Raw genomic sequence first — 24,116 nt, forward strand, 5'->3', positions numbered from 1 at the left:
GTACGTGAAACGATGCCGGAGCTCTACCCGCTGTGTGCACCGGTATGCATACCGTAGGAATGCGGCGCATTCTCTGTGCCCGATCTCCACCCCGTCTCCCACACGCGCGCTGTCCACGCCGAGTCCGCTCCAGCGCCCGCCCGGGTACTCAGAGCTCCTTGCGCATCCGGTCACGCAGATCCCGGATCCGCTTGCCCCGCTTGGGTTTCGCCTCGACGCCGCCGAAGACCGCGGCCCCCTCGACCAGCACGACGGGGGCGTGCGGATCGCCGGACTCGGCGGTGTGGATGTCGAAGCCGCCGAAGATCCCGGCGCCCTTCTGCCGGAGAGTGACGTTCTCGGGGACGCGGATGTCGATGCCGCCGAAGATCGCCGTCGCGTTGATCTGGAGATGCTGCTGCTCGAAGACCGCCTCGCTCAGGTCGATGTCGATACCGCCGAAGCAGGCGAACGCGTTGATCTTCGCGGGAACCCGGAAGCGGCCCTTCCTCGTGGCTCCGCTGAAGATGGCGACCAAGTTGTCCTTGGTGCCGGTTCCGTGCGCGGGCGCCTGCGTCCGGTACTCCGCGGACGCGGGGGCGGCCGCCTCGTGGGTGCGGCCGGCGGGCAGATCCCGTACGAGGGGCTCGAGTTCGCCGAGCGTCTTGGCCTTGTAGACGGCGTCGACGCGTTCAGAGTGCTCCTCCGCGTCCAGCCTGCCCTCCGCCATCGCCTCGCGGAGGATGTCGGCGACGCGGTCGCGGTCGGCGTCCGAGGCGCGCACGGAATCACCGCCGGCCTCGGCCTCCTTGACCGCGGGCCTGGTCTCCTGGTGCTTCTTTTCCAGCGGCGAATCAGTCACACGAGCAGCCTACCCAAACGCGATAGATCGCGACTAGGGGCTGTGGTCGCAACAATGCACTCCTCCACTGCCCGGGAGAGCTGAAGCCGACCTCCCCCACACGGCCGCGGCCCGGCGCTCTACGCTGATGGACGCGCTCTCCTACTGCTTCCTCCCCGGCTCCCGCCCGGGAGGGCAAGGACAGCAAGGAGGGTGGCCCAGCCGAGAGCCTCACGCGCCGTACGAGAGGAAGACCCCACGATGGCCGCCAGCCCGTCCCGACCGGACTTCACGTACACCGATCTGCTCCCGCTGGGCGAGGACACCACTCCGTACCGCCTGGTGACCGCGGAGGGAGTGCGGACCTTCGAAGCCGACGGGCGCACCTTCCTCCAGGTCGAACCCGAGGCGCTCGGCAAGCTGGCCGCCGAGGCCATGCACGACATCTCGCACTACCTGCGGCCCGGGCACCTGGTGCAGCTGCGCAGGATCCTCGACGACCCGGAGGCGAGCGCCAACGACCGCTTCGTCGCACTCGATCTGCTGAAGAACGCGAACATCGCCGCCGCGGGCGTGCTGCCCATGTGCCAGGACACCGGCACGGCCATCGTGATGGGCAAGCGCGGCCAGCAGGTCCTCACCGGCGGCGGCGACGAGGAGGCCCTCTCGCGCGGCATCTACGACGCGTACACGAAGCTCAATCTGCGCTATTCGCAGATGGCGCCGCTGAACATGTGGGACGAGAAGAACACCGGCACGAACCTGCCCGCGCAGATCGAGCTGTACGCGACGGACGGCGACGCCTACAAGTTCCTCTTCATGGCCAAGGGCGGCGGCAGCGCCAACAAGTCCTTCCTCTTCCAGGAGACGAAGGCCGTCCTCAACGAGGCGAGCATGATGAAGTTCCTGGAGGAGAAGATCCGTTCACTGGGCACGGCCGCCTGCCCGCCGTATCACCTGGCGATCGTGGTGGGCGGCACGAGCGCCGAGTACGCGCTGAAGACCGCCAAGTACGCCTCCGCGCACTACCTCGACGAGCTGCCCGCCGAGGGCTCCCCCGCGGGGCACGGCTTCCGCGACAAGGAACTGGAACAGCAGGTCTTCGAACTGACGCAGAGGATCGGCATCGGCGCGCAGTTCGGCGGCAAGTACTTCTGCCACGACGTGCGCGTGGTGCGGCTGCCCCGGCACGGGGCGTCCTGCCCCGTCGCCATCGCCGTCTCGTGCTCCGCGGACCGGCAGGCCAAGGCGAAGATCACCGCCGAGGGCGTCTTCCTGGAGCAGCTGGAGACCGACCCGGCGCGCTTCCTGCCGGAGACGACGGACGAGCAGCTGACCGAGGGCGCCGGCGCGGACAACGACGACGCCGTCCACATCGACCTGGGCCGTCCCATGCCCGAGATCCTCGCCGAGCTCTCCCGGCACCCCGTCAAGACGCGGCTGTCCCTGACCGGCACGCTCGTCGTCGCGCGCGACATCGCGCACGCGAAGATCAAGGAACGGCTCGACGCGGGCGAGGAGATGCCGCAGTACCTCAAGGACCACCCCGTCTACTACGCGGGCCCCGCCAAGACCCCCGAGGGCTATGCCTCCGGCTCCTTCGGGCCGACGACAGCCGGCCGCATGGACGCCTACGTCGCGCAGTTCCAGGCCGCCGGCGGCTCAATGGTCATGCTCGCCAAGGGCAACCGCAGCCCGCAGGTCACCGAGGCGTGCGCCACGCACGGCGGCTTCTACCTGGGTTCCATCGGCGGTCCGGCGGCGCGGCTCGCACAGGACTGCATCAAGAAGGTCGAGGTCCTGGAGTACGAGGAGCTGGGCATGGAGGCGGTCTGGCGGATCGAGGTGGAGGACTTCCCCGCGTTCATCGTGGTGGACGACAAGGGGAACGACTTCTTCACCGACCCGGGCCCCTCGCAGCCCTTCGTCACCTCCATCCCGGTCCGCGCCGGCTCGTAACCGGCAGCGCCCCTCGACGGACGGAGTCCGGCGCAGCCGGCCGAAGCTTGCGAGGCCCCCCGGGCCGAGCAATGCGAGGGCGGCCATCGGGAACGGTGCCAAGGGGAACGACTTCTTCACCGACCCGGGCCCCTCGCAGCCCTTCGTCACCTCCATCCCGGTCCGCGCCGGCTCGTAACCGGCAGCGGCACGCGTAACTGTGCACCGCGTCGCGGGGTACCCGGCGCGGCCGGGAATGTCCTTGCGCGGCGGGGACGCTGTGCCGTACGGAGGTGCACACGAATGAGCGACAGTCAGGAGTACCGGACCGAGCGCGACTCGATGGGCGAGGTCCGGGTGCCCGCGGACGCCAAGTGGCGGGCGCAGACGCAGCGTGCGGTGTGGAACTTCCCCGTCAGCGGACAGCGGCTGGAGCGCGCCCACATCGAGGCCCTCGCACGCATCAAGGCGGCCGCCGCCCGGGTCAACGGCGAACTCGGCGTGCTGGAGTTCGAGTTGGCCGAGGCGGTACGCGCGGCGGCTGAGGAGGTCGTCGAGGGACGCTGGGACGACGAGTTCCCCGTCGACGTCTTCCAGACGGGTTCCGGCACTTCGTCCAACATGAACATGAACGAGGTCGTCGCCACGCTCGCCTCGGAACGGCTCGGGGCGCCCGTACACCCCAACGACCACGTCAATGCGAGCCAGTCCTCGAACGACGTCTTCCCGTCCTCCATCCACATCGCCGCCACCGCCGCTGTGCTCCGCGATCTGATCCCGGCGCTGGAGACGCTGGAGACCTCGCTGACGCGCAAGGCCGAAGAGTTCGCCGCCGTCGTCAAGTCCGGCCGCACCCATCTGATGGACGCCACTCCCGTCACGCTGGGGCAGGAGTTCGCCGGCTACGCGGCCCAGATCCGATACGGCGTCGAACGGCTGCGGGCGTCGCTGCCGCGGCTCGCCGAGCTTCCGCTGGGCGGAACGGCGGTGGGCACCGGCATCAACACCCCGCCCGGTTTCGCCGCGGCCGTCGTCGAACGCATCGCCGCGGACGGCGGGCTGCCGGTGACCGAGGCCCGCGATCACTTCGAGGCACAGGGCGCCCGGGACGCCCTGGTGGAGACCTCGGGGCAGCTCCGCACGATCGGCGTGAGTCTCACCAAGATCTGCAACGACCTGCGCTGGATGGCCTCCGGCCCCCGCACGGGCCTCGCCGAGATCGCGCTTCCCGACCTCCAGCCCGGTTCGTCGATCATGCCGGGCAAGGTGAACCCCGTGATTCCCGAGGCTGTGCTCATGGTCGCGGCGCAGGTCACCGGCAACGACGCGACCATCGCGGCGGCCGGAGCGTCCGGGAACTTCGAGCTGAACGTCATGCTGCCGGTGATGGGCAAGAACCTGCTGGAGTCGGTGCGGCTGCTCTCCAACGGCTCGCGCCTCCTCGCGGAACGCACCGTGGACGGCATCACCGCCGACGAGGAACGGGCGCGGGAGTACGCGGAGTCCTCGCCGTCCGTCGTTACTCCGCTCAACAAGCACATCGGGTACGAGAACGCCGCGGCAGTGGCCAAGAAGGCGCTGGCCGAGCGCAAGACCATCCGGCAGGCGGTGCTGGAGGCGGGACACGTCGAGCGGGGCGATCTGACCCTCGAAGAGCTGGACGAAGCGCTCGACGTCCTCCGCATGACCCGTCCCTGAGGGGCCTCGGGGTGCGGGCACAGGCGGGTGGCGGGGCCGTGGCTCATTCGGGCCTCGGCTCACGGCGGCTGATGCCCCGTCAACCTAGGATCTGCGCATGACAGCGGAAACGGCGGGAGCATCCGGAACGGCAGGGGCGGCAGGAACCGCCGGCGCACAGGCCGCGCACGAGGCGGCCGGCACCGGCACCGGCACCGGCCGTACCGGCCCGGAGACGCGGGGCGGCGGATACTGGGCGCCCGGAACACGCATCCTGTGGCGCTACCGAGCCAACGGCACCGGGCACCCGCACATCTGCCGTCCCGTCACCGTCGTCCGCGACACCCCCGAGCTGCTGGCCGCGTGGGTCGCGCCGGGCACCGTCTGCGTCAAGCCGGAGATCGCCGACGGCACGCCCGTCCACCACGAGCCGCTGGCCACCCGCTACACCAAGCCGCGCAGGACCGTGCTCTCGCGCTGGTTCGGTACGGGGGTGCTGAAGCTGGCACGTCCGGACGAGCCATGGTCGGTGTGGCTGTTCTGGGAGCGGGACTGGCAGTTCAAGAACTGGTACGTGAATCTCGAGGAGCCGCATCGCCGCTGGGCGGGCGGAATCGACTCCGAGGACCACTTCCTGGACATCGCCGTCTACCCCGACCGCAGCTGGGAGTGGCGGGACGAGGACGAGTTCGCGGCCGCACGGCGAGCGGGCCTCGTCGACGACGGCCTCGCCGCGCGGGTGCGTGCCGCGGGCAGCGCGGTGGTCGAGCAGATCGGCGCGTGGGCGGCGCCCTTCCGGGACGGCTGGGAGAACTGGCGGCCCGACCCCCGGTGGCCCGTACCGCTGCTCCCGCGGGACTGGGACGGTCGGCCGCCGCCGGGAGGACCAGGACCCCTCGGCCCCGGGTCGAACGGAACTGGAGCAGGGGCGACGGAAACAGGAGCGAACGGACCAGGAACGAACGGAGCGGAAGCGGACCGCACCGGAGCGAACGGCACCGGAGCGAACGGCACCGGCTCCCCCGGGACCGGGGCGGACACACCCCCACCCCAGCCGTGGCGAAACGGGCGCCGGCGCCCGTGAACCGCCGCTGCCCCCGCGCCTGCGGCGTCCGGAATCCGGTGCACACACGGCGTCTTGGTCCCGGCAGCCGGACTCCCCGCGTCACGTGGACGGCGATGCGCCCCCCGGAACCCGGAGTCGGGCACCGTGGAGGACGGGTTGTTCCGCACTTGCACGGATGTGCCGGATCTGTCGGACGACACGCGCCCGCTTCGACCTCCCTTTGCCCCTTGCTGCGCCCCCATACCGCAAACGTAGGATCAACCTCCGTAGGCGCACTGCTGCAACAACTCCCCTCCCCCCTCGGGGATTTGGCGCGTCGCCAGAGAGGAGATCGAGCGTGAGCAGCACCGACGGCAACTACGGGGACCTCCCCGCATCGGAAACCGAGGGGCAACCACCCCCGAAGTCGGAGGCGCGTGCCTACAAGGACTTCGACTGGAACACGATGGACCGGCTGGGGCAGGCCGCCGCGTTCGACTCGATCGGCGACCGCTACGACGAGGCCTTCCCGCACAAGGAGGGCCAGATCGCAGGCGGAGCGTGGCTCGCCGAGCAACTGCCCCCCGGCTCCCACGTGCTGGATCTGGGCTGCGGCACGGGGCTTCCGACAGCGCGTCAGCTCGTCGAGGCGGGCCACCGGGTCACGGGCATCGATCTCTCCCAGGGCATGGTGACGCTCGCTCAGAGGAACGTGCCCGACGGCGATTTCCGCCGTATGGACATCTACGAGGTCGAGAGGTACGACCTCGGGCCCTTCGACGGCGTCGCCGCCTTCTTCTCCCTCCTGATGCTGCCTCGGGCCGAAATTCCCTTCACGCTGCGCATGCTGCACCAGCAGATGCGGGAAGGCGCACCGATGGCCATGTCGATGGTGGAAGCGGATGTCGATGACTTCTCATTGCCGTTCCTGGGCAACACGATCCGGGTATCCGGCTATCTGCGGGACGAATTGCGCGAGGTCGTGCGCGATGCGGGTTTCGAGATCGCCGGGGAGGACGCCTATGCCTACGCTCCGGCCAGCACCGATGTGCCGCCCGAGCTCCAGATCTTCCTGCAGTGCCGACGGCGGCCGTAGGGGGCGGAGGCAGTGATCGCTGTGCGCGTGAGACGCGCGGCCCCGAATGGATGGAAACCGAACGCGTGACGGAGCACCAAGAGCCTGCGACCGGTACGGCGCTGCCGCCGCTCCCACCCGTGGACGCCCCCACGGCGGGAGGGCCCCAGCCTGCGCCCCTCACGTCCCGTACCGGGGTGAGCCCCGGCGCCGGTGTGCCGTCCGGGACATCCTCCCGCACCGTCGGCGCGGGCACTGCGACGAGCCAGGCGCCCGCGATGCGGTCCGGTGCGCATGACCCGCAGGAGGACTCCGGGGGCCTCGCGGGCACGGCACGCCCGGCGGGCGCGACCCGCCGCTCCCGCGGCGCGGCGCCTCCGGGGGCTGCATGCTCCGGGGGTGAGGAAGTGGAGCAGGCGCGCCCCGGTTCGCGTCCGAGGCCCGGTTCGGGGCACACGTCACAGCAGGAAACCGCCGAAGCCTCACCGGGCTCCGGCGGGAGGGGCGGCACGGGCCGAGCCGTCCCCGAACCGTCCCATGGCGGCCCGGGATCCGCATCCGAGCGGTCCTCCCGGGGCCCGTCCCAATCCCCTACCGCGGAGAGCGGTGCCGTGTCTCATCCGACCACCGGCGACATGACCGCCGCCGACGTACCACCCGCCGCCCCACAGGTCGCGGCCTCCGACACCGGCGCACGTGACGTGATGGCCGGGAACGGCGACGCCGCCGAGCGGGAGCGGAGGGGAGGCGACCGGCTGCGCTTCGTCGGCGCCGCGACCCGCCGCATCGCACGCGGCATGGACCTCGACGAGACCGTGCTCGGACTGTGCCGTGCGAGCGTGCCCGCATATTCGGACGCGATCCTCGTCTACCTGCGGGACCCGCTGCCCGTCGGCGACGAACGGCCCACGGGCCCCGTGGTGTTGCGGCTGCGGCGCAGCGACCGCATCCCCGACGACCCGCACGCGATGGTGGCCGCGGTGTCGGCGGCCGACGGCAGGGCACGGGCCGACGGCGAAGTCCCCGCCAACCCCGTCAGCACCGCGGGCCCCTCCCGCTCCGCCGTGACGGACGGCACGGCCGGCGCGGCCGAGTACGCCGAGGTCGTCTCCGGCGGTCCGCTGGCGGAGGTGCTGCGGGGCGTGCGTCCCGTCTTCGCCGACTCGCCCGCCGCCCGTGACGCGCTTCCCGAACTGCTCGGCTCCGGGCCCGATGTGCCCGCGGGGCAGCGCGCCATCCTCGCTCCCCTGCGTGGGCGGCGAAGAGTCATCGGCGCCGCCGTCTTCCTGCGGGGCCCGGAGCGTGCCCCTTTCGAGCCGGAGGATCTGCTGATCGCGGCGCAGCTCGCCACGCACACGGCGCTCGGTGTGGACAAGGCCGTGCTCTACGGGCGCGAGGCGTACATCGCCGACGAGCTCCAGCGCACCATGCTTCCCGACGAGCTGCCGCAGCCGACGGGCTGCCACCTGGCGAGCCGGTATCTGCCGGCAGCCGAGACGGCCCGGGTCGGCGGCGACTGGTACGACGCGATCCCGCTGCCCGGCAGCAGGGTCGCCCTCGTCGTGGGCGACGTGATGGGCCACTCCATGACGTCCGCGGCGATCATGGGTCAGCTCCGCACGACGGCTCAGACGCTCGCGGGGCTCGACCTTCCGCCGCAGGAGGTTCTGCACCACCTCGACGAGCAGGCGCAGCGCCTCGGCAGCGACCGCATGGCGACCTGCCTGTACGCGGTCTACGACCCGGTCGCGCACCGGATCATCATCGCCAACGCCGGGCATCCGCCGCCCGTACTGCTGCACCGCGACGGCCGCGCGGAGGTGCTGCGCATACCGGCGGGCGCGCCGATCGGCGTCGGCGGTGTCGACTTCGAAGCGGTGGAGCTGGACGCCCCGGCGGGCGCCACGCTGCTGCTCTACACCGACGGCCTGGTCGAATCGCGCCAGCGTGACGTATGGACGGGCATCGAGCACCTGCGCGAGAAGCTCACGGCCACGGCCAGGCTGACACGTCCGGATGCCTCGGCCCCGCTGGAGCCGCTGTGCGACGAGGTGCTGGACATCCTCGGCCCGGGCGACCGGGACGACGACATCGCCCTGCTCGCCGCCCGGTTCGACGGGATCGCGCCGAGCGACGTCGCGTACTGGTTCCTCGACCCGCGTGCGCAGACGGCGGGCCAGGCGCGCAGGCTGGCGCGGCGAGCACTGGCCCGGTGGGGCCTTGAGGACCTGTCCGACGCGGTCGAGCTGCTGGTCAGCGAGGTCGTCACCAATGCCGTGCGGTACGCCGAACGCCCCATCACGCTGCGGCTGCTGCGCACGGACACGCTCCGGTGCGAGGTCGGCGACGACGTGCCGCAGCTGCCGCGGCTGAGGCAGGCGCGGGCGACGGACGAGGGCGGCCGGGGGCTGTATCTCGTGAACCGCCTCGCGCGGCGTTGGGGCGCGACCCGGCTGTCGACGGGCAAGGTGGTCTGGTTCGAACTGCCGGTCTCCTGACCGCGGTTCGGCCCGGCCGGTGACCTGCTGCGGTCCGCCGCGGCTCCGCCGGGGCGGACCGCGGCGCCGCTTCCGCCCCGGGCGGCCGTCGTCCCGTTCAGGGCGTCAGGCGTCCCGGGACCGGATCTGCGCCTCGGCCTCCAGCGTGGTGCCCACGGCCTGTACGACGGCCGCAACCCTGAATGCCTCCTGGACCGTCTCGCGGTCCATGCCCGCCTTGCGCAGCGCCTGTTCGTGGGAGTCGAGGCACTGCCCGCACGCGTTCAGGGCGGAGACCGCCAGCGACCACAGCTCGAAGTCCGCCTTCTCCACCCCCGGGTCGCCCAGAACGTTCATCCGCAGCCCGGCACGCAGCGTGACGTACTCCGGGTCGGAGAGCAGATGCCGGGTGCGGTGGAAGACGTTGCTCATCTCCATGGAGGCGGCAGCCGACTTGGCCGCCTCGTACGCCTCCGGGCTCAGCTTCTCCCTGGCCTCGGGCTCCAGCGCCCGGAGCACGATTCCGGAGCGGGAAGCGAAGGCGCAGGCCAGGAGGGTGCCCCAGAGCTGCTGCTGGTTCAGCCGCGAACGGCCCGTGACGGAGCCGAGGTTGGCCCGGAGGTCGTCGGCGTAGCCGGGGAGCGCCGACTTCAGGTCGTCGAGAGCCATGGCAACGCTCACCCCCCTGCCGGCAGTTTGCGGGTGTCGCCGGGTGACTCCTGGCCGCGGGTCCCGCCGCAGGAGCACGCCGGACCGGGCTCGGGGGACCTGTCACCTGCGGTGAGCAAAGCGCACTCCTTGGGCCATGCGGAACGGGAAATGGCGTATTTGCCCGCTGCTTGCGGACGTTGATCGCCACTCAGCGTGCCACAGGGGCCAGGGTCCGGGGTCCGTGACGCCCGCGGGCCGGAAGCACCGGCTGCGCGCACCGGGCCGAGACCCTTCGTCCAGGGTCGCGCGGCCGTCGGCGACGCCGGGACGACAAGGTGGAGGGCGACGAGGCGGAGGAGGTCGCGGAAAGGACGTCGCCGGGAAGGAGGTCGCGGAAAGGACGTCGGGTCGGCGGACATCGAGCAGGACGGACGCCGGAGGACGAGGTGAAAGGACGAGGTGAAAGGACGAACACCGGCAAAGCCCCGTAACCCGGTCCACCTATGAGTGGGATGGCGGCCCCGAAGTCAAGTCGGTGAGCCTCAGGGTGGCCACAGAGGCACACTGTGTGATTGTCTTCACGACATCGGGTGCGCATTCCGGCCACCCGGTTCTCCTGTGCACAGAGTGGGGCAACTGTGAACTGTGCAGAGCACGTTGGGGACGACATCGACCGCATGGGCCATGACATGGCCTGCCGAGAAGTGATCTGCCGAGCTCAGGGCGTCTTGATGGCCGTACACAACTGCACGGCACAGGTGGCCGCGGGCATCCTGAGCGGGGTCGCCAGGAGTTCCGGCACCGAACTGCATACAGTGGCCGGAAATGTCCTGGTGGTTGCGGAGCGGAACTCCCAGTCCCCGCCCGAGGCACTGCGAGCCGCGATCACCTGTGCGCTGCGCAAGGTCCTTCAGTAGGGGCCGGCGGCTGCGGAGCCGGCGCGGCGCCCGCACGGTTCCGTGCGGGTGGGTGCGCCCAGCCGTCGGTGAGCCGCGCGGCGGGCCCGGTCACTCCTCGCGCGGCGGACGGCCCCTGCGCGGGTGGGGCCGGGCGTTGCGGGGCAGCCGCCGCGCCTCGGAGAGCGCCTTGCGCAGCAGGTAGTCGATCTGCGCGTTGGTGGACCGCAGTTCGTCGGCGGCCCAGCGTGCGATCGCCTCGTACATCGCCGGGTCGAGCCTCAACAGCACCTGCTTGCGGTGGCGTTGAGCTCTGCCACTGCTCTCGCGGGAAGCGTCCGCGGGCCCGCCGTCCGTGCCGTCCGGTGACGGCACGGACTCCGCGGGCTGCGCGGACCCGTCGCGTTCAGGGGGGTCGGTCACTGGTAGAGGGTCCCCGTGTTCATCACCGGCTGGGGCGAGCGGTCACCGCAGAGCACGACGAGCAGGTTGCTGACCATGGAGGCCCGGCGCTCCTCGTCCAGCTCGACGAAGTCCTGAGCAGCGATGCGGGTGATGGCGTCCTCGACCATGCCGCACGCGCCCTCGACGATCGTCTTCCGGGCCGCGACCACCGCGCCCGCCTGCTGCCGCTGGAGCATGGCCGAGGCGATCTCCGGCGCGTAGGCGAGATGCGTGAAGCGTGACTCGATGATCCGCACTCCCGCCGCCTCCACCCGCAGGGTCAGTTCCGCGGCGAGCTTCTCCGTGATCTCCTCGGCGTTGCCGCGCAGTGAGAGGCCGTCCTCGTCGTGCGCGTCGTAGGGGTACTCGATGGCGATGTGCCGGACGGCCGCCTCGGTCTGGGTGGAGACGAACTCGACGAAGTCGTCCACCGCGAAGGTCGCCTGAGCGGTGTCCTTGACCTGCCACACGACCACCGACGCGAGCTCGATCGGGTTCCCGTAGGCGTCGTTGACCTTCAGGACGGCGGTCTCGTGGTTCCGCACACGCGTGGAGACCTTGCGGCGGCTGGTGAGCGGATTGACCCAGCGCAGCCCCTCCGTGCGGATCGTTCCGGTGTAGCGCCCGAAGAGCTGGACGACGCGAGCCTCGCCCGGCGCCACCATGTTCAGACCGCACATCGCGAACACCGAGCCGATGAGCACCAGTACGCCGACGACGATCAGCGTCGCGCCCGTTCCGACCGTGCCGTCCGAGGCGAGGCCGCCGCCGAGGACTATGCCTCCGACGCCCAGGAGGAAGCCGATCAGGCCGAGGAGGAGGGCGAGACCCCCGGGGATGCTGTGCGCGGTGACTTCGCGGACCTCCGGATCGGGCATGTCGGGAGCATCCCGCGGTTCCACGTCGAGCGTCTTCTTCGGTGTACCTGATGACGGGTCGTGCGCTGACATAGGGGTTCCCCCGTATCCGTGTCGGGCGAGCGGCGGCCCTGCCGCCCTCACTGTCTAGCAAAGTGATATCACTTTAGCGCGAAAACACGGTTCCGGCCAGCATGGGGGCCTGGCCGGAACCGTGTGCCGGGGCGGAGGCCCAGGTCAACTCCCCGGACCTCCCGGCGGATTCACTCCGTGCGCAGGCCGTCCGGACGCATCATCCGCCACAGGAACGGCAGACTGACCAGCGTCACCAGCGCGATCAGAGCGACACCGGCGCCTGCCGAAGGCAGGAAGACGAGCCAGTCCGCATCCGTCCGGCCGACGATGCGCAGCAGCACCCACCCCAGGCCCAGCCCGAAGATGACCGCAAGGCCGACGCCCAGCACGACCGGCACCGCCGTCTGCCACAGCACCGAGGCGCCGAGCGTGGAGCGCTTGGTGCCGAAGGCGACCAGGACCGACAACTGCCGCTTGCGCTCGCGCAGTTGCTCCAGCATGGAGACGGTCATGCTTGCGCCGATCAGCAGCAGCACCGCAACTGACGCAGCCATGACGGCCCGCCGGAGGGTGTCGAGCTGCGCGGCCGCCTCCTGGTCGGCCGACTCCCAGATGGTGTAGGAGGGGTCGACCTCGAAGACCGTGGTGCGCAGCCGCTCCAGGGCCGCACCGTTCCGCTCCGTCATGGCCCAGCCGTTGAACGACGGGCTCTCCAGCCGCTTCTGGGGAAGCACCGACGGCGTGATCAGGACGGCCCCTTCCGCATGACCGTGCGGCGAGGGCAGGGCCCGCACCGTGCGGGCGGAGTCGGGAACCTGCCAGATGTTCCTCTCCTTCGCGCCCTCGGGCGAGGCGCCGTCCAGAATCACCTCGGTGCCCCGGCCGACGCGGTCGCCGGTCTCCTCCGGCGTCGGCACCATGCCGGTGTCTTGGCCCGCCGTCGGGGGCACGAGGAAGACGTCACCGTCGCGGCAGTCGCCGATGCGGGCCGCCCCGCGCAGCGTCCCGCAGGTTCCGATCACGATCTCCACACCGTTCTCCAGGCCCCTGGCCTCCTGCCACGCCTGAAGGTGGCCGTGGGCCTTCGTCACGCCCTCGGTACGCGCCAGCTTCCCGGCCAGGGCCTCGGAGTGGGCGAGCGTGGAACTCGGGCCCCAGATACTCAACCGGGACTCGTTCCGCTGAAGATGCTCGTTGTGCTCCTGGTCCCGCTGCACGACGGAGAAGAGCAACTGCAGCGCGATCGCCCCCGCCACCGCGACGGTGATCCCGCTGACCGCCCTGGAGGCGTTGCCGCTGCTGAGCTGCAGACGGCGGGTGGCCAGCTGCCACGCGAGCGGCCCGCCGCGCAACCGTCCCACGATGCGCTCCACGAGCCACGGCAGCAGAAGCACCACTCCGCTGAGGAGCAGCACGACGCCGGCGGTGACCTGCACCTCGCTGAAGCTGCCGCCTCCGCCGCCGGCCAGGTCCACCGGAAGCAGCAGCGCCGTGCCGCCCACCGGCGGCAGCAGCCGCCACAGCAGGCGCCGCCTGCGCAACTGGCTCTTGCGCACCAGGCCCAGCGGCTCGATGGCGACGCCGCGCAGCGCGAAGATGGTCACGGCGACCGCGGTCGCCGGGACGCCGGCGACGATCAGCAGCCCGAGGGCGGGACCGGGCGTGACGTCCGCAGGGAAGACGCTGATGTCGAACAACTGGACGTCGCCGATGAAGACCCGCCCGAGCAGGAAGAACCAGCCGCCGAGCAGCAGCCCGACCAGCGCACCGACCAGCGTCTCTCCCGCCGCCATCCTGCGCGCGGTGGCGATGTCCGCGCCCACGAGCCTCAGGGCCGCGAGTCTGACGTCGCGCTGCTCTCCGCCGAAGCGCACCGCCGTGGCGATGAAGATGGCGACCGGCATTATCAGCACCGCGCACGCCACCACCACGAGGAGGACCAGCACCGGATCCATCGGCTCCTCGTCCGCCGGGCTGCCGAACCGGGTGACCCTCTTGGCTCCCTGGGAGACCGACAGGTCGTCCGCGCCCTTGTAGAAGGCGAGTTCGGACGGGCCCAGCAGACCTTCGTCACCGATGGTGCCGGTGATCTTTCCGTCCAGCCTCTCGCGCAGCTCCGCGGCGCCCGGAGAGGCGAGAAGCTTCTTCAGCGCGGGCGAGACCACCAGTTCACCGGGGGCCGGTATGCGGTCCAGCCCGGGGGGAGTGGCAGGGCTGGACCCCTCGGCCTGGAGCAGCCGCCCGTACAACTGGCGGCCGTCCCAGCGGTTGTTGGCGTCCTTGCCGAGGACCGAGTACTCGCTGCGCTCCACGTCGGCGGGGGCCGTGTTGAACGCGCCCGAGCGGGCTTCCTCACGGGTGTCCTGGCTGCGGACCATCTCCGGCACCGCCGCCGCGAGCAGCAGCACGGTGACCCCCAGGGCGACTCCCACCGCCGTCAGCAGCGTACGCAGCCACCCCTGCCGCCCGCCGCTCGTCGCGAACCTGGCCCCCAGAGCGAGATCGCGAGCCCATTCCCGGGGACCGGCGGCACCGCTGTTTCGCCTTCGCGCAGCGTTGCCGGTTCCTCCTGTCCGACGGGCCGCTCCGGCTGGTCGTGCCGGTCCGGCCTCCCCGGGATGCTCGTTCGTGCTCTGTTCCTCACGCGTGCCCGCGCCGCTCACAGTGCCCCCGCCATGCTGCGGGCGCGGCCGTCCCTCACGACGACCTCGCGGTCCGAGTAGGCGGCGACGCGCGACTCGTGAGTGACGAGCACGACCGCCGCCCTGGTCTCGCGAGCGGACTCGGTCAGCAGCTGCATCACGCGCTCGCCGTTGAGCGAGTCGAGCGCGCCCGTCGGCTCGTCCGCGAAGAGCACACGTGGGCCGGAGGCGAGCGCACGGGCGACGGCGACGCGCTGACCCTGGCCTCCGGAGACCTCGCCGGGGCGCTTGCGCCGTACGTCCTCGACCTCCAGGCGCTCCAGCCACGCCCCGGCGCGCGACTCGGCCTCCTTGCGGCCGAACCCGGCGAGACGCAGCGGCAGCGAGGCGTTCTCCAGGCACGTCAACTCGGGCACGAGCTGCCCGAACTGGAAGACGAAGCCGAAGTCGGAGCGGCGCAGGGCGCTGCGCTCCGCATCGCTCATCGCGGACAGCTCCTGCCCGCGGTACGTCACCGTGCCGGCGTCCGGGGGGACGATGCCGGCGAGGCAGTGCAGCAGCGTGGACTTGCCGGACCCCGAGGGGCCCATGACGGCCACGATCTCACCGGGCCGGATCGCGAAGCCGGCGCCGTCGAGGGCGGCGGTCGACCCGTAGGTCTTGTGCAGCCCGCTCGCGCTGAGCAGGAAGTCCGGTGCGGTGCCCGCCTCCTGGGCGCCGGAGCCCGTCGCGGATGCCGCGGCTCCGTCGTGGCCCGGCGACGCGGTCGATGTTGTTGACGTCATTGGCGTACCTCCGTGGCGAGCTTGTCGAGCCTCGCGGCCGTCAGCTCCAGCCACCGCAGGTCGGCTTCGAGGTGGAAGAGCGCGTGGTCGCAGATGAGTTGGTCCGCCAGATCCCCACCCTGTTTGCGTCTGGTGAGCTCCCGCATCAGGCGCAGATGCTCCGCGCGCTGGGTGTCGAGCTGCTCGCCCGCGTCCCGCCCGGTGAGCAGGGCGAGCACGACCTTGGTGTAGAGGGTGCTCTGCAAGTACGGCTCCGGCTTTTCGGGGCGCGAGAGCCATTCGGCGACGTCGGTGATGCCCGCGTCGGTGATGGCGTACCGCTTCCGTTCGGGACCGCCGCCCGGTTCGATCCCGTCGACCTCGACGAGGCCGTTCTTCAGCAGGCGCGACATCGTCGAGTAGACCTGGCCGTAGTGCAGGGGGCGGTCGTGCCCGAAGCGTTCGTCGAAGGCCCGCTTGAGGTCGTAGCCGTGGCGGGGACCGGACTCCTCCAGGAGCCCGAGCAGCGTGTGGCTGATGGACATGCGGGGACTATACATCACGGGTATACATACCGTGTATAGATTCCGCTAAGAGGGCCCTGACCTGCGGATGGCCCGTCAGGTCAGGGCCGTCGACGGGAAGTTGCGGGCCGGACGCCCGTGCCCCGACGCCCTGCCGGCTTCCGGCGGACCCGGGCGGCTCCGGCGGACCCGGGCAGGCTCCGGCGCCCGCCCGGGCGGACTCCCGCCGGTTTCAGCCTTCGCCGACGCTCGCGGCGATGCGGTCGCCGATCTCCTTGTCGATGTTCCGCCAGTACTGCAGTGCGCGTGCGAGCACCGGCCCGCTGACGTCGTCGAGCAGATGCCCGGAGACGTTGTTCACCAGCCGCTCCCGGGCCGCGTCGTCCAGGACCTTCCGCACCTGCGTGCCGGCCTGACCCCAGTCGTCGTCGTCACGGCGCAGCGCATACGCCCCCCGGACCATCTCCTGCTCCTCCACGCTCCAGCCCGCCTCGTGGCCGAAGCGTGCGGTGTCCGCGCTGGGCCCGCCGTAGGAGTTGGGCGCGTACGGACGGGCGGTCCGCGGCGGCTCGTACCGCATCGGGCCGTCCTTGGCATAGGAGTTGACCGGCGAGTGCGCCCGGTTGGGCGGCAGCTGCGCGTAGTTGGGGCCGATCCGGTAGCGGTGGGTGTCGGGGTAGGAGAAGAGCCTGCCCAGCAGCATCTTGTCCGGTGAGGGGCCGATGCCGGGCACGAGGTTCGCCGGCTCGAAGGCCGCCTGCTCGATGTGGACGAAGAAGTCGTCGGGATTCCTGTCGAGCCTCATCCGCCCGACCTCGATGAGCGGGTAGTCGCCGTGCGGCCACACCTTCGTCAGGTCGAAGGGATTGAACCGGTAGTCGGGCGCGTCCGCGAAGGGCATCACCTGCACGTACATCGTCCAGGTCGGTGCGTCGCCCTCGGCGATGGCCCGGAACAGGTCGCGGCGGTGCACGTCGGCGTCGTCCCCGGCGAGGCGGTCCGCCTCCTCCTGGGTGAGGAACTCGATGCCCTGGTCGGTCTTGAAGTGGTACTTCACCCAGAACTTCTCGCCGCCGGCGTTGACCCACATGTAGGTGTGCGAGCTGTAGCCGTTCATGTGCCGGTACGTGCGGGGGATGCCGCGGTCGCCCATCAGCCAGGTCACCTGGTGCGCCGACTCGGGCGAGAGCGTCCAGAAGTCCCACTGCATGTCGTGGTCGCGCAGGCCGCTGTCCTGGCGGCGCTTCTGGCTGCGGATGAAGTCCTGGAACTTGCTGGGGTCGCGCACGAAGAAGACGGGGGTGTTGTTCCCGACCATGTCGTAATTGCCATGCTTTGTGTAGAACTTGAGCGCGAACCCACGGGGGTCCCGCCAGGTGTCCGGGCTTCCCTGCTCGCCCGCGACCGTGGAGAAGCGCGCAAGCATCTCCGTGCTCCGGCCGGGCTGGAAGAGGTCCGCCTTGGTGAACTGGCTCACGTCGTTGGTGACTTCGAAGACCCCGTACGCTCCGGCGCCCTTGGCGTGAACCACCCGTTCGGGGATCCGCTCGCGGTTGAACTGGGCCATCTTCTCGATCAGATAGTGATCCTGGAGCAGGATCGGGCCGTCCCGGCCGACGGTGAGCGAGTGTTCGTCGCTCTCGACCGGGATGCCGGTGTTGTTGGTGGTCATGGGGTCCGGCATGGGGTTCCTCCCGTGAACGGGGTTGCTGCTCGGCGCCGACTCCTCGCATCCCGCGCGCTGCGGGCCGCGAGAACTTGGACTTAGTCCAACCCTGTACCCCGTCAAAGAAGACGAAACCACCGGGCACTCTTGTGCCGGGCATCACTCCGCTCGGCGCACTCCCGGCCGCCGCGCCTGTCCGCCCACGAGAGCCCCACAGGGCCGGCCCCGCCCCTTGAGCGTGCGGACGAAGGCCGTCCACGCCCCGGCCTCGAAGAACAGCACCGTCCCGCAAGGGCACTTGCTGTCCCGGACGGGGACGACGCCGCCGGCGCCGCCACCGCGGGCGACTTCGACGCAGTTGCCACCCTCGGCGTTGCTGTAACTGGAGGCCTGCCAGCGCGCGCGACCGGCACCGCGGCGCGCAGCGTGCACGCAGGGCCCTGCCGCCGCCCGGGCGGCCGTGAGGGCGTTGCGGCCCGCGGAGGTGTCTGCGGAAGTGTCCGCGGAGGTATGTGCGGAACTGTCCGCGGCGGCCCGTGCGGTCATGGTGCTTCTCCTTCCAGCCCTCCGGCTTCCTCCGCTCCCCCGGCTCCCTCCGCGTCCTCCGCTCCCCCGGCTCCCTCCGTGCCGTCCATCAGCCGCCGGACGAAGGCCGCGGAACGATCCGGGGGAAGCGCGGAGTCCCGCAGCACGTCGCAGGAGAGGCGGAGCCTGTCCACGTCGTCACCCTCCTCGACCAGCTCCCCCGACCAGGCACCCTCGGTGTAGGCCACGGTGGAGCCGTCCGGCATCCACAGCACCGTCAGCGAGCTGCCGAGCAGATGCTGCAGCCCGGACGCGAACGGCAGCACCTGAAGGCTCACCCGCGGCAGCCTCGAGACATCGAGCAGACGCTGCAACTGCCGCCTCCAGGACGCCGGATCGCGCAGCCGCCGCCGCAGCACGGCCTCGTCCAGAACGGCCACGAAGCGCGGCGCGGTGTCACCGACGAGCAGACCCTGCCGGCCGACGCGGGCGGCGGCCTGCTCCTCCAGCTCCTGCTCGTTGCCCAGGCGCGCCGTCCGGAGCTGCTCGCGTGCGTACTCCTCGGTCTGGAACAGCCCCGGCACCGTCGCCGCCGCATATTCGTGGCGTGCGACGGCCCGCCGCTCCAGCTCCATGAAGCGCCTGAAGCGCTCGCGGAACACCGTGTCCCGGGCCAGCTCCCACAGCTCGACGAGGTGCCCGCCGGTGCCGTACATCGCGTCCAGGGCGGCGAACACGGCGGGCGTACCGAGCCGTTCGCCGCTCTCCAGCTGCCGCAGATACGCGGCTTCGCAGGCCGTGCCCGCCGCCAGCTCCTCCAGCGACCTTCCCGAGCGCTTCCGCAGGCGTGCCGCCTCCGCCGCCAGTACGAGCCGGGCCGACGGCCTGCGCCCGTGACCGGACTTCCGTGCGGGCATCGCGATTCCCCCCTGATTGCACTGCGGGACGGACTTCCACACCAGCCCTACCGAGCGGTGGTGGGTGCGACAACCCGTTTTCGGGACGGATATGCACTCAACCCGCGCGTCGCCCACTGCGTCAGCCGTAACGGTGACCAGGTTCCGGTATGGGGTGGGGGCGGACATGGGGTACAGAACGGAGGAAAGACCTCGGGCCGACCGGCCCGCCGCGGTCACGGCCGACGGCACCGGGACGGGCCGGGGCAGGGGCGGAAGCACCGCGCAGGCGCCGGGCGCCGCCCCCCGCACAGGGCCCGGGCAGGTCGACGGCGGGAGAGCGCCGCAGCCGGGGCGTCTGCCAGGACCTCGTCGCCCGGAACAGCACCCCGGGGAACAGCACCCGGAGCAGGCCCCGGAACGCCGGCACCACGGCGGGCCGGGGCCCGTCGGCCCGCCCCCGTCCCGGGACCGCCGGGCGCCGCACCGGCTGGGGCGGCTGGTGCGACGGGGGTGGCTCGCCCTCGTCTCCCGGGCCGTCGCCGTGGCCCGTCACCCGTACCGCCCGCACACCGACCCGGCCCGCGTCGTGCGGCGCTGGCCGGACCTGAGCGGTACATGCCTGGCCACCCTCTTCTTCTGGCTCTCCCTGACACCGTCGCTGGTTCCGCGTCCGTGGCTGCTGCAGGGCGTCATCGGCGGGATAACCGCCGCGATCGGCTACGGCATCGGCACCCTGCTCGGCCGGGCGGCACGGCACGCGCTGCTGTCCGTCTGCCGGCGGTTCATCCCGCGTCTCGTGAGCGGGCGGGCACGGGCCCGCGCGTGGCAGGCGTACTACGTCTGCGCCCTCGGGCTCACCGTCCTCGCCCTCTCCGAAAGCGCCCGCATGCAGCGGAAGTTGAGGGCACTCCAGGATCTGCCCGAGACGCTGACGTGGCACTCCATGATGATCACCGTGATGGCCGGGGTCCTGTGCGGCCTGCTGCTGCTCCTGGCCCGCGCGGTCCGGCTGGGCACCCGGACGCTGATACGTGCCCTTTGCCGCTTCGTGCCGCGTCCGGTCGCCGTCGTCGCGGGACTGCTGATCAGCGCGACGGCGGTGGTCGTGGGCACACGGGACGTCGTCTTCGACCGCGGGGTCGTGGACGTGGTGGCGGAGGTGGCCGAAAGCACCGACCGCGGCACCAAGGACGGCGTCGTCCAGTCCGGTTCCCGCTTCGTCTCGGGAAGCCCGCACTCCCTGGTCTCCTGGGACGAACTGGGCTACCAGGGCCGCAACTTCACCGGTTCCACGCCAACGCCCCGCCGGATCAGCGAAGTCACTCACCGCCCCGCCGAGGCCCCCGTACGGGTGTACGTGGGCAGGCGCGCCTTCGAGGGCGGCGGCCCGGGCGAGGCCGAAGCCTACGAGGCGGGCGCCGAGTTGGCCGTCGCCGAGCTGGAGCGTACGGGCGCGTTCGACCGTGAAGTGCTGGCGATCGCCGGCACGACCGGCATGGGCTGGGTCAACTCGACCGACGCCGAGCCGCTGGAGTATCTGCACGACGGCGACACGGCAATCGTCGCGATGCAGTACTCCTACCTGCCGAGTTGGCTGTCCTTCGTCGTCGACAAGGAGCAGGCCGGGCGGGCCACCCGGGCGCTGGTGAAGGCCGTGCGGGCGCGCTGGCTGGAGGAGCCGGCAGCCGGCCGCCCCCGGCTTGTCGTCTTCGGCGAGAGCCTGGGGGCGTACGGCATAGAGGCGGCCTTCGACGGTCCCGGCGATCTGCTCTCGAAGGTCGACGGCGCCGTACTGGCGGGCACACCCGGGTACTCACCGATCCGCAAGGAGATCACCGCCCGCCGCGACGCGGGCAGTCCCGTGTGGCGGCCGCAGTACGAGGGAGGCAGGAACTTCCGCTTCGCGCAGTGGCCTGCGAAGGACCTGGCCCGCCCTCGCGGCCCCTGGCAGAAGCCGCGGGTGGTCCATCTCCAGAACGCCTCCGACCCGATCGTGTGGTGGTCCTGGGACCTGGCGGTGGAGCGGCCGCGGTGGCTGCGCGAACCCCTGGGCCCGGACATCACGGACGAGGTCCGCTGGTTCCCCTTCGTCACCTTCTGGCAGACGACGGTCGACCTGGCCGTCTCGTACGACGTCGACGCCCCGCACGGACACCGCTACGGCACCGGCTCGGTCGAGGCGTGGACCGCCGTCGCACCGCCCGACGACTGGGAGGCCGCGGACCACCAGCGGCTGAAGCGGTACATGGAGCGGCGGAAGGCGCCGTACTGAACCGGCACGGCACGGAGGGACATGCCTGCTGGGCGGCAGCCCCGGCAAGGGGCCGGCGGCGCGGAGGGACAAGCCGGGGCCGGGCGGCCCGTCCGCGGCATCCGTACGGACCGGAAGGACCCGGCCGGACCTCCCGCCGCACCCCGACGGCCGCCCGCACGGCGGCAGTTCAGCGGTACGCGGGAAGCCCGGCGCCACCGCCGGGGTGCCCGGGGCTGCATCCGCGGCCCGGGGCACCGTCTACTTCTGCGGCCGGCCGGGACCGTCCGGCTCCCCGTCGCCCGGGCCGGACTCCGCCGGCGGCGGCCCGTCCGCGGACTCCGTCGGAGGTGCGCCCGGTTCCGTCGCGGCACCCGTATCGCGCCCCGCCCCGCCGGCCTTGCCTTTTCCGGTCCTGCCGGTGCCCGGTTTCTCCGTTCCGGCGCCGGCGCCGCCGCCTGCTGCACCGCCGCCGTCGCCCGGCCCGGCACCGGCCGCGACGCCCGGCCCCGGCGGTCCGCCCGCAGCCGGAAGCGGCGTGCCCGCGGCCCGGGCCTCGGAGTAGGCCCGCAGATAGCTGGTCGCCGTGTTGAGCACCGCGACGAGAGGCACGGCGACGACCGCCCCGGGGATTCCCGCGATGAGGCTGCCGCCGGTGACCGCGAGCACCACCGCCAGCGGATGCACCCGCACCAGCCGGCCGAGGATGAAGGGCTGAAGGATGTGGCTCTCGATCTGCTGCACGAGGAGCACAACGCCGAGCACGAGCAGACCCGTGAGGGGTCCGTTGGTGACCAACGCGACCAGTACCGCCAACGCCCCCGAGACGACGGCACCGACGATCGGCACGAACGCGAAGATGAAGATCAGGACGGCGAGCGGCACCGCCAGCGGCACCTCGAGGATGTAGATGCCGACCCCGATGAAGATCGCGTCGATGAGAGCGACGATCACGGTCCCGCGTACGTATCCGGTCAGCGTGACCCAGGCCTGCGGACCGGCGCCCGCGACCCCCTCACGTGCTCCGCGCGGCACCAGCTTGAGGAACCACCCCCAGATGCCTCGCCCGTCGTAGAGCAGGAAGAGAGTGATGAACATCGTCAGCACCGCGCCGGAGAGGAACTCCAGCAGGACGGTAACGCCGGTGAGCCCGGCGGAGGTCACCTCCTGGCTGTTGTCCCCCAGCCACTGGCTCAGGTTCTCGGCGACGTTGTTCACCTGGTCCTCGGACACGTGGAACGGGCCCTGGATCGCCCAGCGCTTCCCCTCCTCGATGGCGTCCTGCACCCGTTCGGTGAGCGTGGGCAGGTTCTCAGTGACCTGCCAGACCACGAACCAGCCGACGAGGCCCATCACGACGAAGCCGGTGATGAAGGTGATCGCGGTGGCGAACCCGCGCGCGACGCCGTGCCGCTTGAGCCGGGCGACCGTCGGCTGGAGCAGCGCGGTCACGAGCAGCCCGGCGGAGAACGAGAGCACGAGCAGGCTGATCGAGCTGATCACCTGTATCAGCACCCACACGACACCCGCGAGAACCAGCAGCCGCCAGCCCGCCTCGGCCGCGACGCGCATGCCCCAGGGCACCGCCATCGCAGGCGCGGGTCTGCTGCCCCCCGTGTCCGCCGGACGTTCCGGGGGTGTGGCGGGCGGTACCGCCGGCGCCGGTGCAGAGGGGCTCTCCGGCCTCGGGTCCGGCCCGCCCACGGGCCTGGTCCGGGCCCGTTCCTTCGCCAGCTGCTCCTCGCGCCGTTCGGCGATGCGTGACGCAATGCGCGCCACGCTGTCCCGGAGCCTGTCCGCCCTGCTCGTCATCCGTTTCCTCCGCCCCCGGGAATGACCCGCTGCCGTTGAGTGACGACGTTACCGGCGTGAAGGTTGCTTCCGGGACGGGAGCCCGATGATGTTCACCACCCGGTCACGGCAAGCGCTCACCCCCGTCCCGGGCCCGGGACGGGGGTGAGCGGCGAAGCTTGTGAAGTTGTACGGCTCAGCGCCGGGCCGCAACGGCCGTTCCGGTCAGTACCAGTTGTTGGCCTGCCAGAAGTCCCAGGCTCCGCAGGGGCTGCCGTACCGGTCGTTCATGTAGTTCAGGCCCCACTTGATCTGGGTGGCGGGGTTCGTCTGCCAGTCGGCTCCGGCCGAGGCCATCTTCGAGCCCGGCAGCGCCTGGACCAGCCCGTAGGCACCCGAAGAGGCGTTGCTGGCACGGTAGTTCCAGCCGGACTCGCGCTCGACGATGTTCGAGAAGCACTGGAAGTCGCCGCTGCCGACGATCTTCTGCGCCATCGACTTGACTTCGCTGATCGAGTACGAGGCCTGAGCGGGGAAGTCGCCTGCGTCGGCGCGGGCGGCCGAACGGCTCGCGGCGGCCTTCGCCTCACGCTCCTTGGCTGCCTTCTCCGCTGCCGCCTTCTTGGCTGCTGCGTCCTCGGCTGCCTGCTTGCGCGCTGCTTCCTCGGCGGCCTTCCGCGCCTCGGCGTGCGCGGTGTCCGCCTGCTGTGTCAGGGAAGCGGTCTGTACCCGGGCCTGCTGACCCGCCGGTATGTCTTCGAGGAGCGTCGAGTCAGCAGCGGTGGCCTCGACATCGTTCGTCGTCTGACCCTGCTGACTTCCGGAGGCCACACCGACGACAGCGCCGACGGTGGTGACCGCGGTGGCGGACGCCACTGCGAATCCCCGGACGGAGATCCGAGTCACACGGTTTCCTTCCAACGTGCCCGCTCGAGTGACCGCGCGGGCGCCGATCGTGCCCCTGACACTGACCTCCGCGGAACGTGGTCACTGGAGATACGGGCCCGTGGACCCTCCTTGGGCGGGGAGGGCCGCGTGGTACTTCGGGCGGCATACGGCGTGACTGCTTTTCAGTTCTGTACCGCTTTGTGGTGCAGCA

18 protein-coding genes and 1 pseudogene are annotated in these 24,116 nt (G+C 71.4%); 7 read left to right on the plus strand and 12 right to left on the minus strand.

Annotation, left to right across the window (positions count from 1 at the left end; all coding sequences use genetic code 11):
* Nucleotides 1–148 precede the first annotated feature (148 nt).
* Complete coding sequence (locus H180DRAFT_RS09975; RefSeq protein WP_254665981.1) at nt 149–826, minus strand: DUF1707 SHOCT-like domain-containing protein; 678 nt, start codon at nt 824–826, stop codon at nt 149–151.
* Nucleotides 827–1,081: 255 nt separating this feature from the next.
* Here H180DRAFT_RS09975 and H180DRAFT_RS09980 point away from each other — a divergent pair, with 255 nt between their 5' ends.
* From H180DRAFT_RS09980 to H180DRAFT_RS10000, 5 genes and pseudogenes are all read left to right on the plus strand, one after another.
* Nucleotides 1,082–2,779, plus strand: coding sequence for a fumarate hydratase (locus H180DRAFT_RS09980; protein WP_055485681.1), 1,698 nt, complete (start codon nt 1,082–1,084; stop codon nt 2,777–2,779).
* 282 nt (nt 2,780–3,061) lie between these two features.
* The gene (locus H180DRAFT_RS09985) at nt 3,062–4,456 is read left to right on the plus strand and encodes a class II fumarate hydratase (RefSeq protein ID WP_055485682.1); all 1,395 of its coding nucleotides are present in this window, start codon (nt 3,062–3,064) and stop codon (nt 4,454–4,456) included.
* A gap of 97 nt (nt 4,457–4,553) precedes the next feature.
* Nucleotides 4,554–5,300 (plus strand): annotated as a pseudogene (locus tag H180DRAFT_RS28550) (DUF402 domain-containing protein); the annotation flags it as partial.
* Nucleotides 5,301–5,946: 646 nt separating this feature from the next.
* Nucleotides 5,947–6,576, plus strand: coding sequence for a class I SAM-dependent DNA methyltransferase (locus tag H180DRAFT_RS09995; RefSeq protein ID WP_055485942.1), 630 nt, complete (start codon nt 5,947–5,949; stop codon nt 6,574–6,576).
* A gap of 50 nt (nt 6,577–6,626) precedes the next feature.
* Nucleotides 6,627–9,053 (plus strand): SpoIIE family protein phosphatase, encoded by a 2,427-nt coding sequence (locus tag H180DRAFT_RS10000; RefSeq protein WP_074466717.1) that lies wholly within the window; start codon nt 6,627–6,629, stop codon nt 9,051–9,053.
* A 105-nt stretch (nt 9,054–9,158) separates the two neighbouring features.
* On the opposite strand, the gene H180DRAFT_RS10005 is transcribed toward H180DRAFT_RS10000, so the two are convergent.
* Nucleotides 9,159–9,701 (minus strand): alkylhydroperoxidase, AhpD family, encoded by a 543-nt coding sequence (locus H180DRAFT_RS10005; RefSeq protein ID WP_055485684.1) that lies wholly within the window; start codon nt 9,699–9,701, stop codon nt 9,159–9,161.
* Nucleotides 9,702–10,372: 671 nt separating this feature from the next.
* On the opposite strand from H180DRAFT_RS10005, the gene H180DRAFT_RS10010 reads away from it, so the two are divergent.
* A complete protein-coding gene (locus tag H180DRAFT_RS10010) occupies nt 10,373–10,600 on the plus strand; it encodes an ANTAR domain-containing protein (protein ID WP_302622436.1) in 228 nt (75 codons plus the stop codon).
* A gap of 90 nt (nt 10,601–10,690) precedes the next feature.
* Here the strand turns inward: H180DRAFT_RS10010 and H180DRAFT_RS10015 are convergent, their stop codons facing one another.
* The 8 genes from H180DRAFT_RS10015 to H180DRAFT_RS10050 form a co-directional block, all read right to left on the minus strand.
* Nucleotides 10,691–10,870, minus strand: coding sequence for a type II toxin-antitoxin system antitoxin (locus tag H180DRAFT_RS10015; RefSeq protein WP_107097624.1), 180 nt, complete (start codon nt 10,868–10,870; stop codon nt 10,691–10,693).
* Nucleotides 10,871–10,998: 128 nt separating this feature from the next.
* Nucleotides 10,999–11,973 carry an SPFH domain-containing protein gene (locus H180DRAFT_RS10020; RefSeq protein WP_055485686.1) on the minus strand — a complete coding sequence of 325 codons (975 nt, stop codon included), beginning with the start codon at nt 11,971–11,973 and terminating at the stop codon, nt 10,999–11,001.
* A 170-nt stretch (nt 11,974–12,143) separates the two neighbouring features.
* Nucleotides 12,144–14,387 carry an FtsX-like permease family protein gene (locus H180DRAFT_RS10025; protein ID WP_254665956.1) on the minus strand — a complete coding sequence of 748 codons (2,244 nt, stop codon included), beginning with the start codon at nt 14,385–14,387 and terminating at the stop codon, nt 12,144–12,146.
* A gap of 227 nt (nt 14,388–14,614) precedes the next feature.
* A complete protein-coding gene (locus H180DRAFT_RS10030; RefSeq protein ID WP_079099992.1) occupies nt 14,615–15,382 on the minus strand; it encodes an ABC transporter ATP-binding protein in 768 nt (255 codons plus the stop codon).
* Nucleotides 15,379–15,906 carry a PadR family transcriptional regulator gene (locus H180DRAFT_RS10035; RefSeq protein ID WP_055485687.1) on the minus strand — a complete coding sequence of 176 codons (528 nt, stop codon included), beginning with the start codon at nt 15,904–15,906 and terminating at the stop codon, nt 15,379–15,381. The genes H180DRAFT_RS10030 and H180DRAFT_RS10035 overlap by 4 nt, the downstream gene beginning before the upstream one ends.
* 211 nt (nt 15,907–16,117) lie before the next feature.
* Nucleotides 16,118–17,569 carry a catalase gene (locus tag H180DRAFT_RS10040; RefSeq protein WP_055485688.1) on the minus strand — a complete coding sequence of 484 codons (1,452 nt, stop codon included), beginning with the start codon at nt 17,567–17,569 and terminating at the stop codon, nt 16,118–16,120.
* A gap of 141 nt (nt 17,570–17,710) precedes the next feature.
* Nucleotides 17,711–18,097: a DUF397 domain-containing protein gene (locus H180DRAFT_RS10045; RefSeq protein ID WP_079099993.1), complete on the minus strand. Its 387-nt coding sequence runs from the start codon at nt 18,095–18,097 to the stop codon at nt 17,711–17,713.
* On the minus strand, nt 18,094–18,993 hold the full coding sequence (locus H180DRAFT_RS10050) for a helix-turn-helix domain-containing protein (protein ID WP_055485689.1): 900 nt from the start codon (nt 18,991–18,993) through the stop codon (nt 18,094–18,096). The genes H180DRAFT_RS10045 and H180DRAFT_RS10050 overlap by 4 nt, the downstream gene beginning before the upstream one ends.
* A gap of 523 nt (nt 18,994–19,516) precedes the next feature.
* Between H180DRAFT_RS10050 and H180DRAFT_RS10055 the strand changes: the two genes are divergently transcribed.
* Nucleotides 19,517–21,247 carry an alpha/beta hydrolase gene (locus H180DRAFT_RS10055; RefSeq protein WP_254665982.1) on the plus strand — a complete coding sequence of 577 codons (1,731 nt, stop codon included), beginning with the start codon at nt 19,517–19,519 and terminating at the stop codon, nt 21,245–21,247.
* 240 nt (nt 21,248–21,487) lie between these two features.
* Here the strand turns inward: H180DRAFT_RS10055 and H180DRAFT_RS10060 are convergent, their stop codons facing one another.
* The gene (locus H180DRAFT_RS10060; protein WP_079099995.1) at nt 21,488–23,038 is read right to left on the minus strand and encodes an AI-2E family transporter; all 1,551 of its coding nucleotides are present in this window, start codon (nt 23,036–23,038) and stop codon (nt 21,488–21,490) included.
* A 204-nt stretch (nt 23,039–23,242) separates the two neighbouring features.
* Entirely contained in the window at nt 23,243–23,923 is a 681-nt protein-coding gene (locus tag H180DRAFT_RS10070) for an aggregation-promoting factor C-terminal-like domain-containing protein (protein ID WP_055485690.1), read from the minus strand.
* Nucleotides 23,924–24,116 lie beyond the last annotated feature (193 nt).

The sequence above is a fragment of the Streptomyces sp. WMMB 322 genome (assembly GCF_900090145.1).
In the GTDB taxonomy this organism is placed as follows: domain Bacteria; phylum Actinomycetota; class Actinomycetes; order Streptomycetales; family Streptomycetaceae; genus Streptomyces.

Coding starts and splice junctions, on each gene's coding strand:
- H180DRAFT_RS09980 (WP_055485681.1), top strand. CDS start 1,082: ATGGCCGCCAGCCCGTCCCGACCGGACTTCACGTACACCGATCTGCTC.
- H180DRAFT_RS09985 (WP_055485682.1), top strand. CDS start 3,062: ATGAGCGACAGTCAGGAGTACCGGACCGAGCGCGACTCGATGGGCGAG.
- H180DRAFT_RS09995 (WP_055485942.1), top strand. CDS start 5,947: ATGGACCGGCTGGGGCAGGCCGCCGCGTTCGACTCGATCGGCGACCGC.
- H180DRAFT_RS10000 (WP_074466717.1), top strand. CDS start 6,627: ATGGAAACCGAACGCGTGACGGAGCACCAAGAGCCTGCGACCGGTACG.
- H180DRAFT_RS10005 (WP_055485684.1), bottom strand. CDS start 9,701: ATGGCTCTCGACGACCTGAAGTCGGCGCTCCCCGGCTACGCCGACGAC.
- H180DRAFT_RS10010 (WP_302622436.1), top strand. CDS start 10,373: ATGGCCTGCCGAGAAGTGATCTGCCGAGCTCAGGGCGTCTTGATGGCC.
- H180DRAFT_RS10020 (WP_055485686.1), bottom strand. CDS start 11,973: ATGTCAGCGCACGACCCGTCATCAGGTACACCGAAGAAGACGCTCGAC.
- H180DRAFT_RS10030 (WP_079099992.1), bottom strand. CDS start 15,382: ATGACGTCAACAACATCGACCGCGTCGCCGGGCCACGACGGAGCCGCG.
- H180DRAFT_RS10035 (WP_055485687.1), bottom strand. CDS start 15,906: ATGTCCATCAGCCACACGCTGCTCGGGCTCCTGGAGGAGTCCGGTCCC.
- H180DRAFT_RS10040 (WP_055485688.1), bottom strand. CDS start 17,569: ATGCCGGACCCCATGACCACCAACAACACCGGCATCCCGGTCGAGAGC.
- H180DRAFT_RS10045 (WP_079099993.1), bottom strand. CDS start 18,097: ATGACCGCACGGGCCGCCGCGGACAGTTCCGCACATACCTCCGCGGAC.
- H180DRAFT_RS10050 (WP_055485689.1), bottom strand. CDS start 18,993: ATGCCCGCACGGAAGTCCGGTCACGGGCGCAGGCCGTCGGCCCGGCTC.
- H180DRAFT_RS10060 (WP_079099995.1), bottom strand. CDS start 23,038: ATGACGAGCAGGGCGGACAGGCTCCGGGACAGCGTGGCGCGCATTGCG.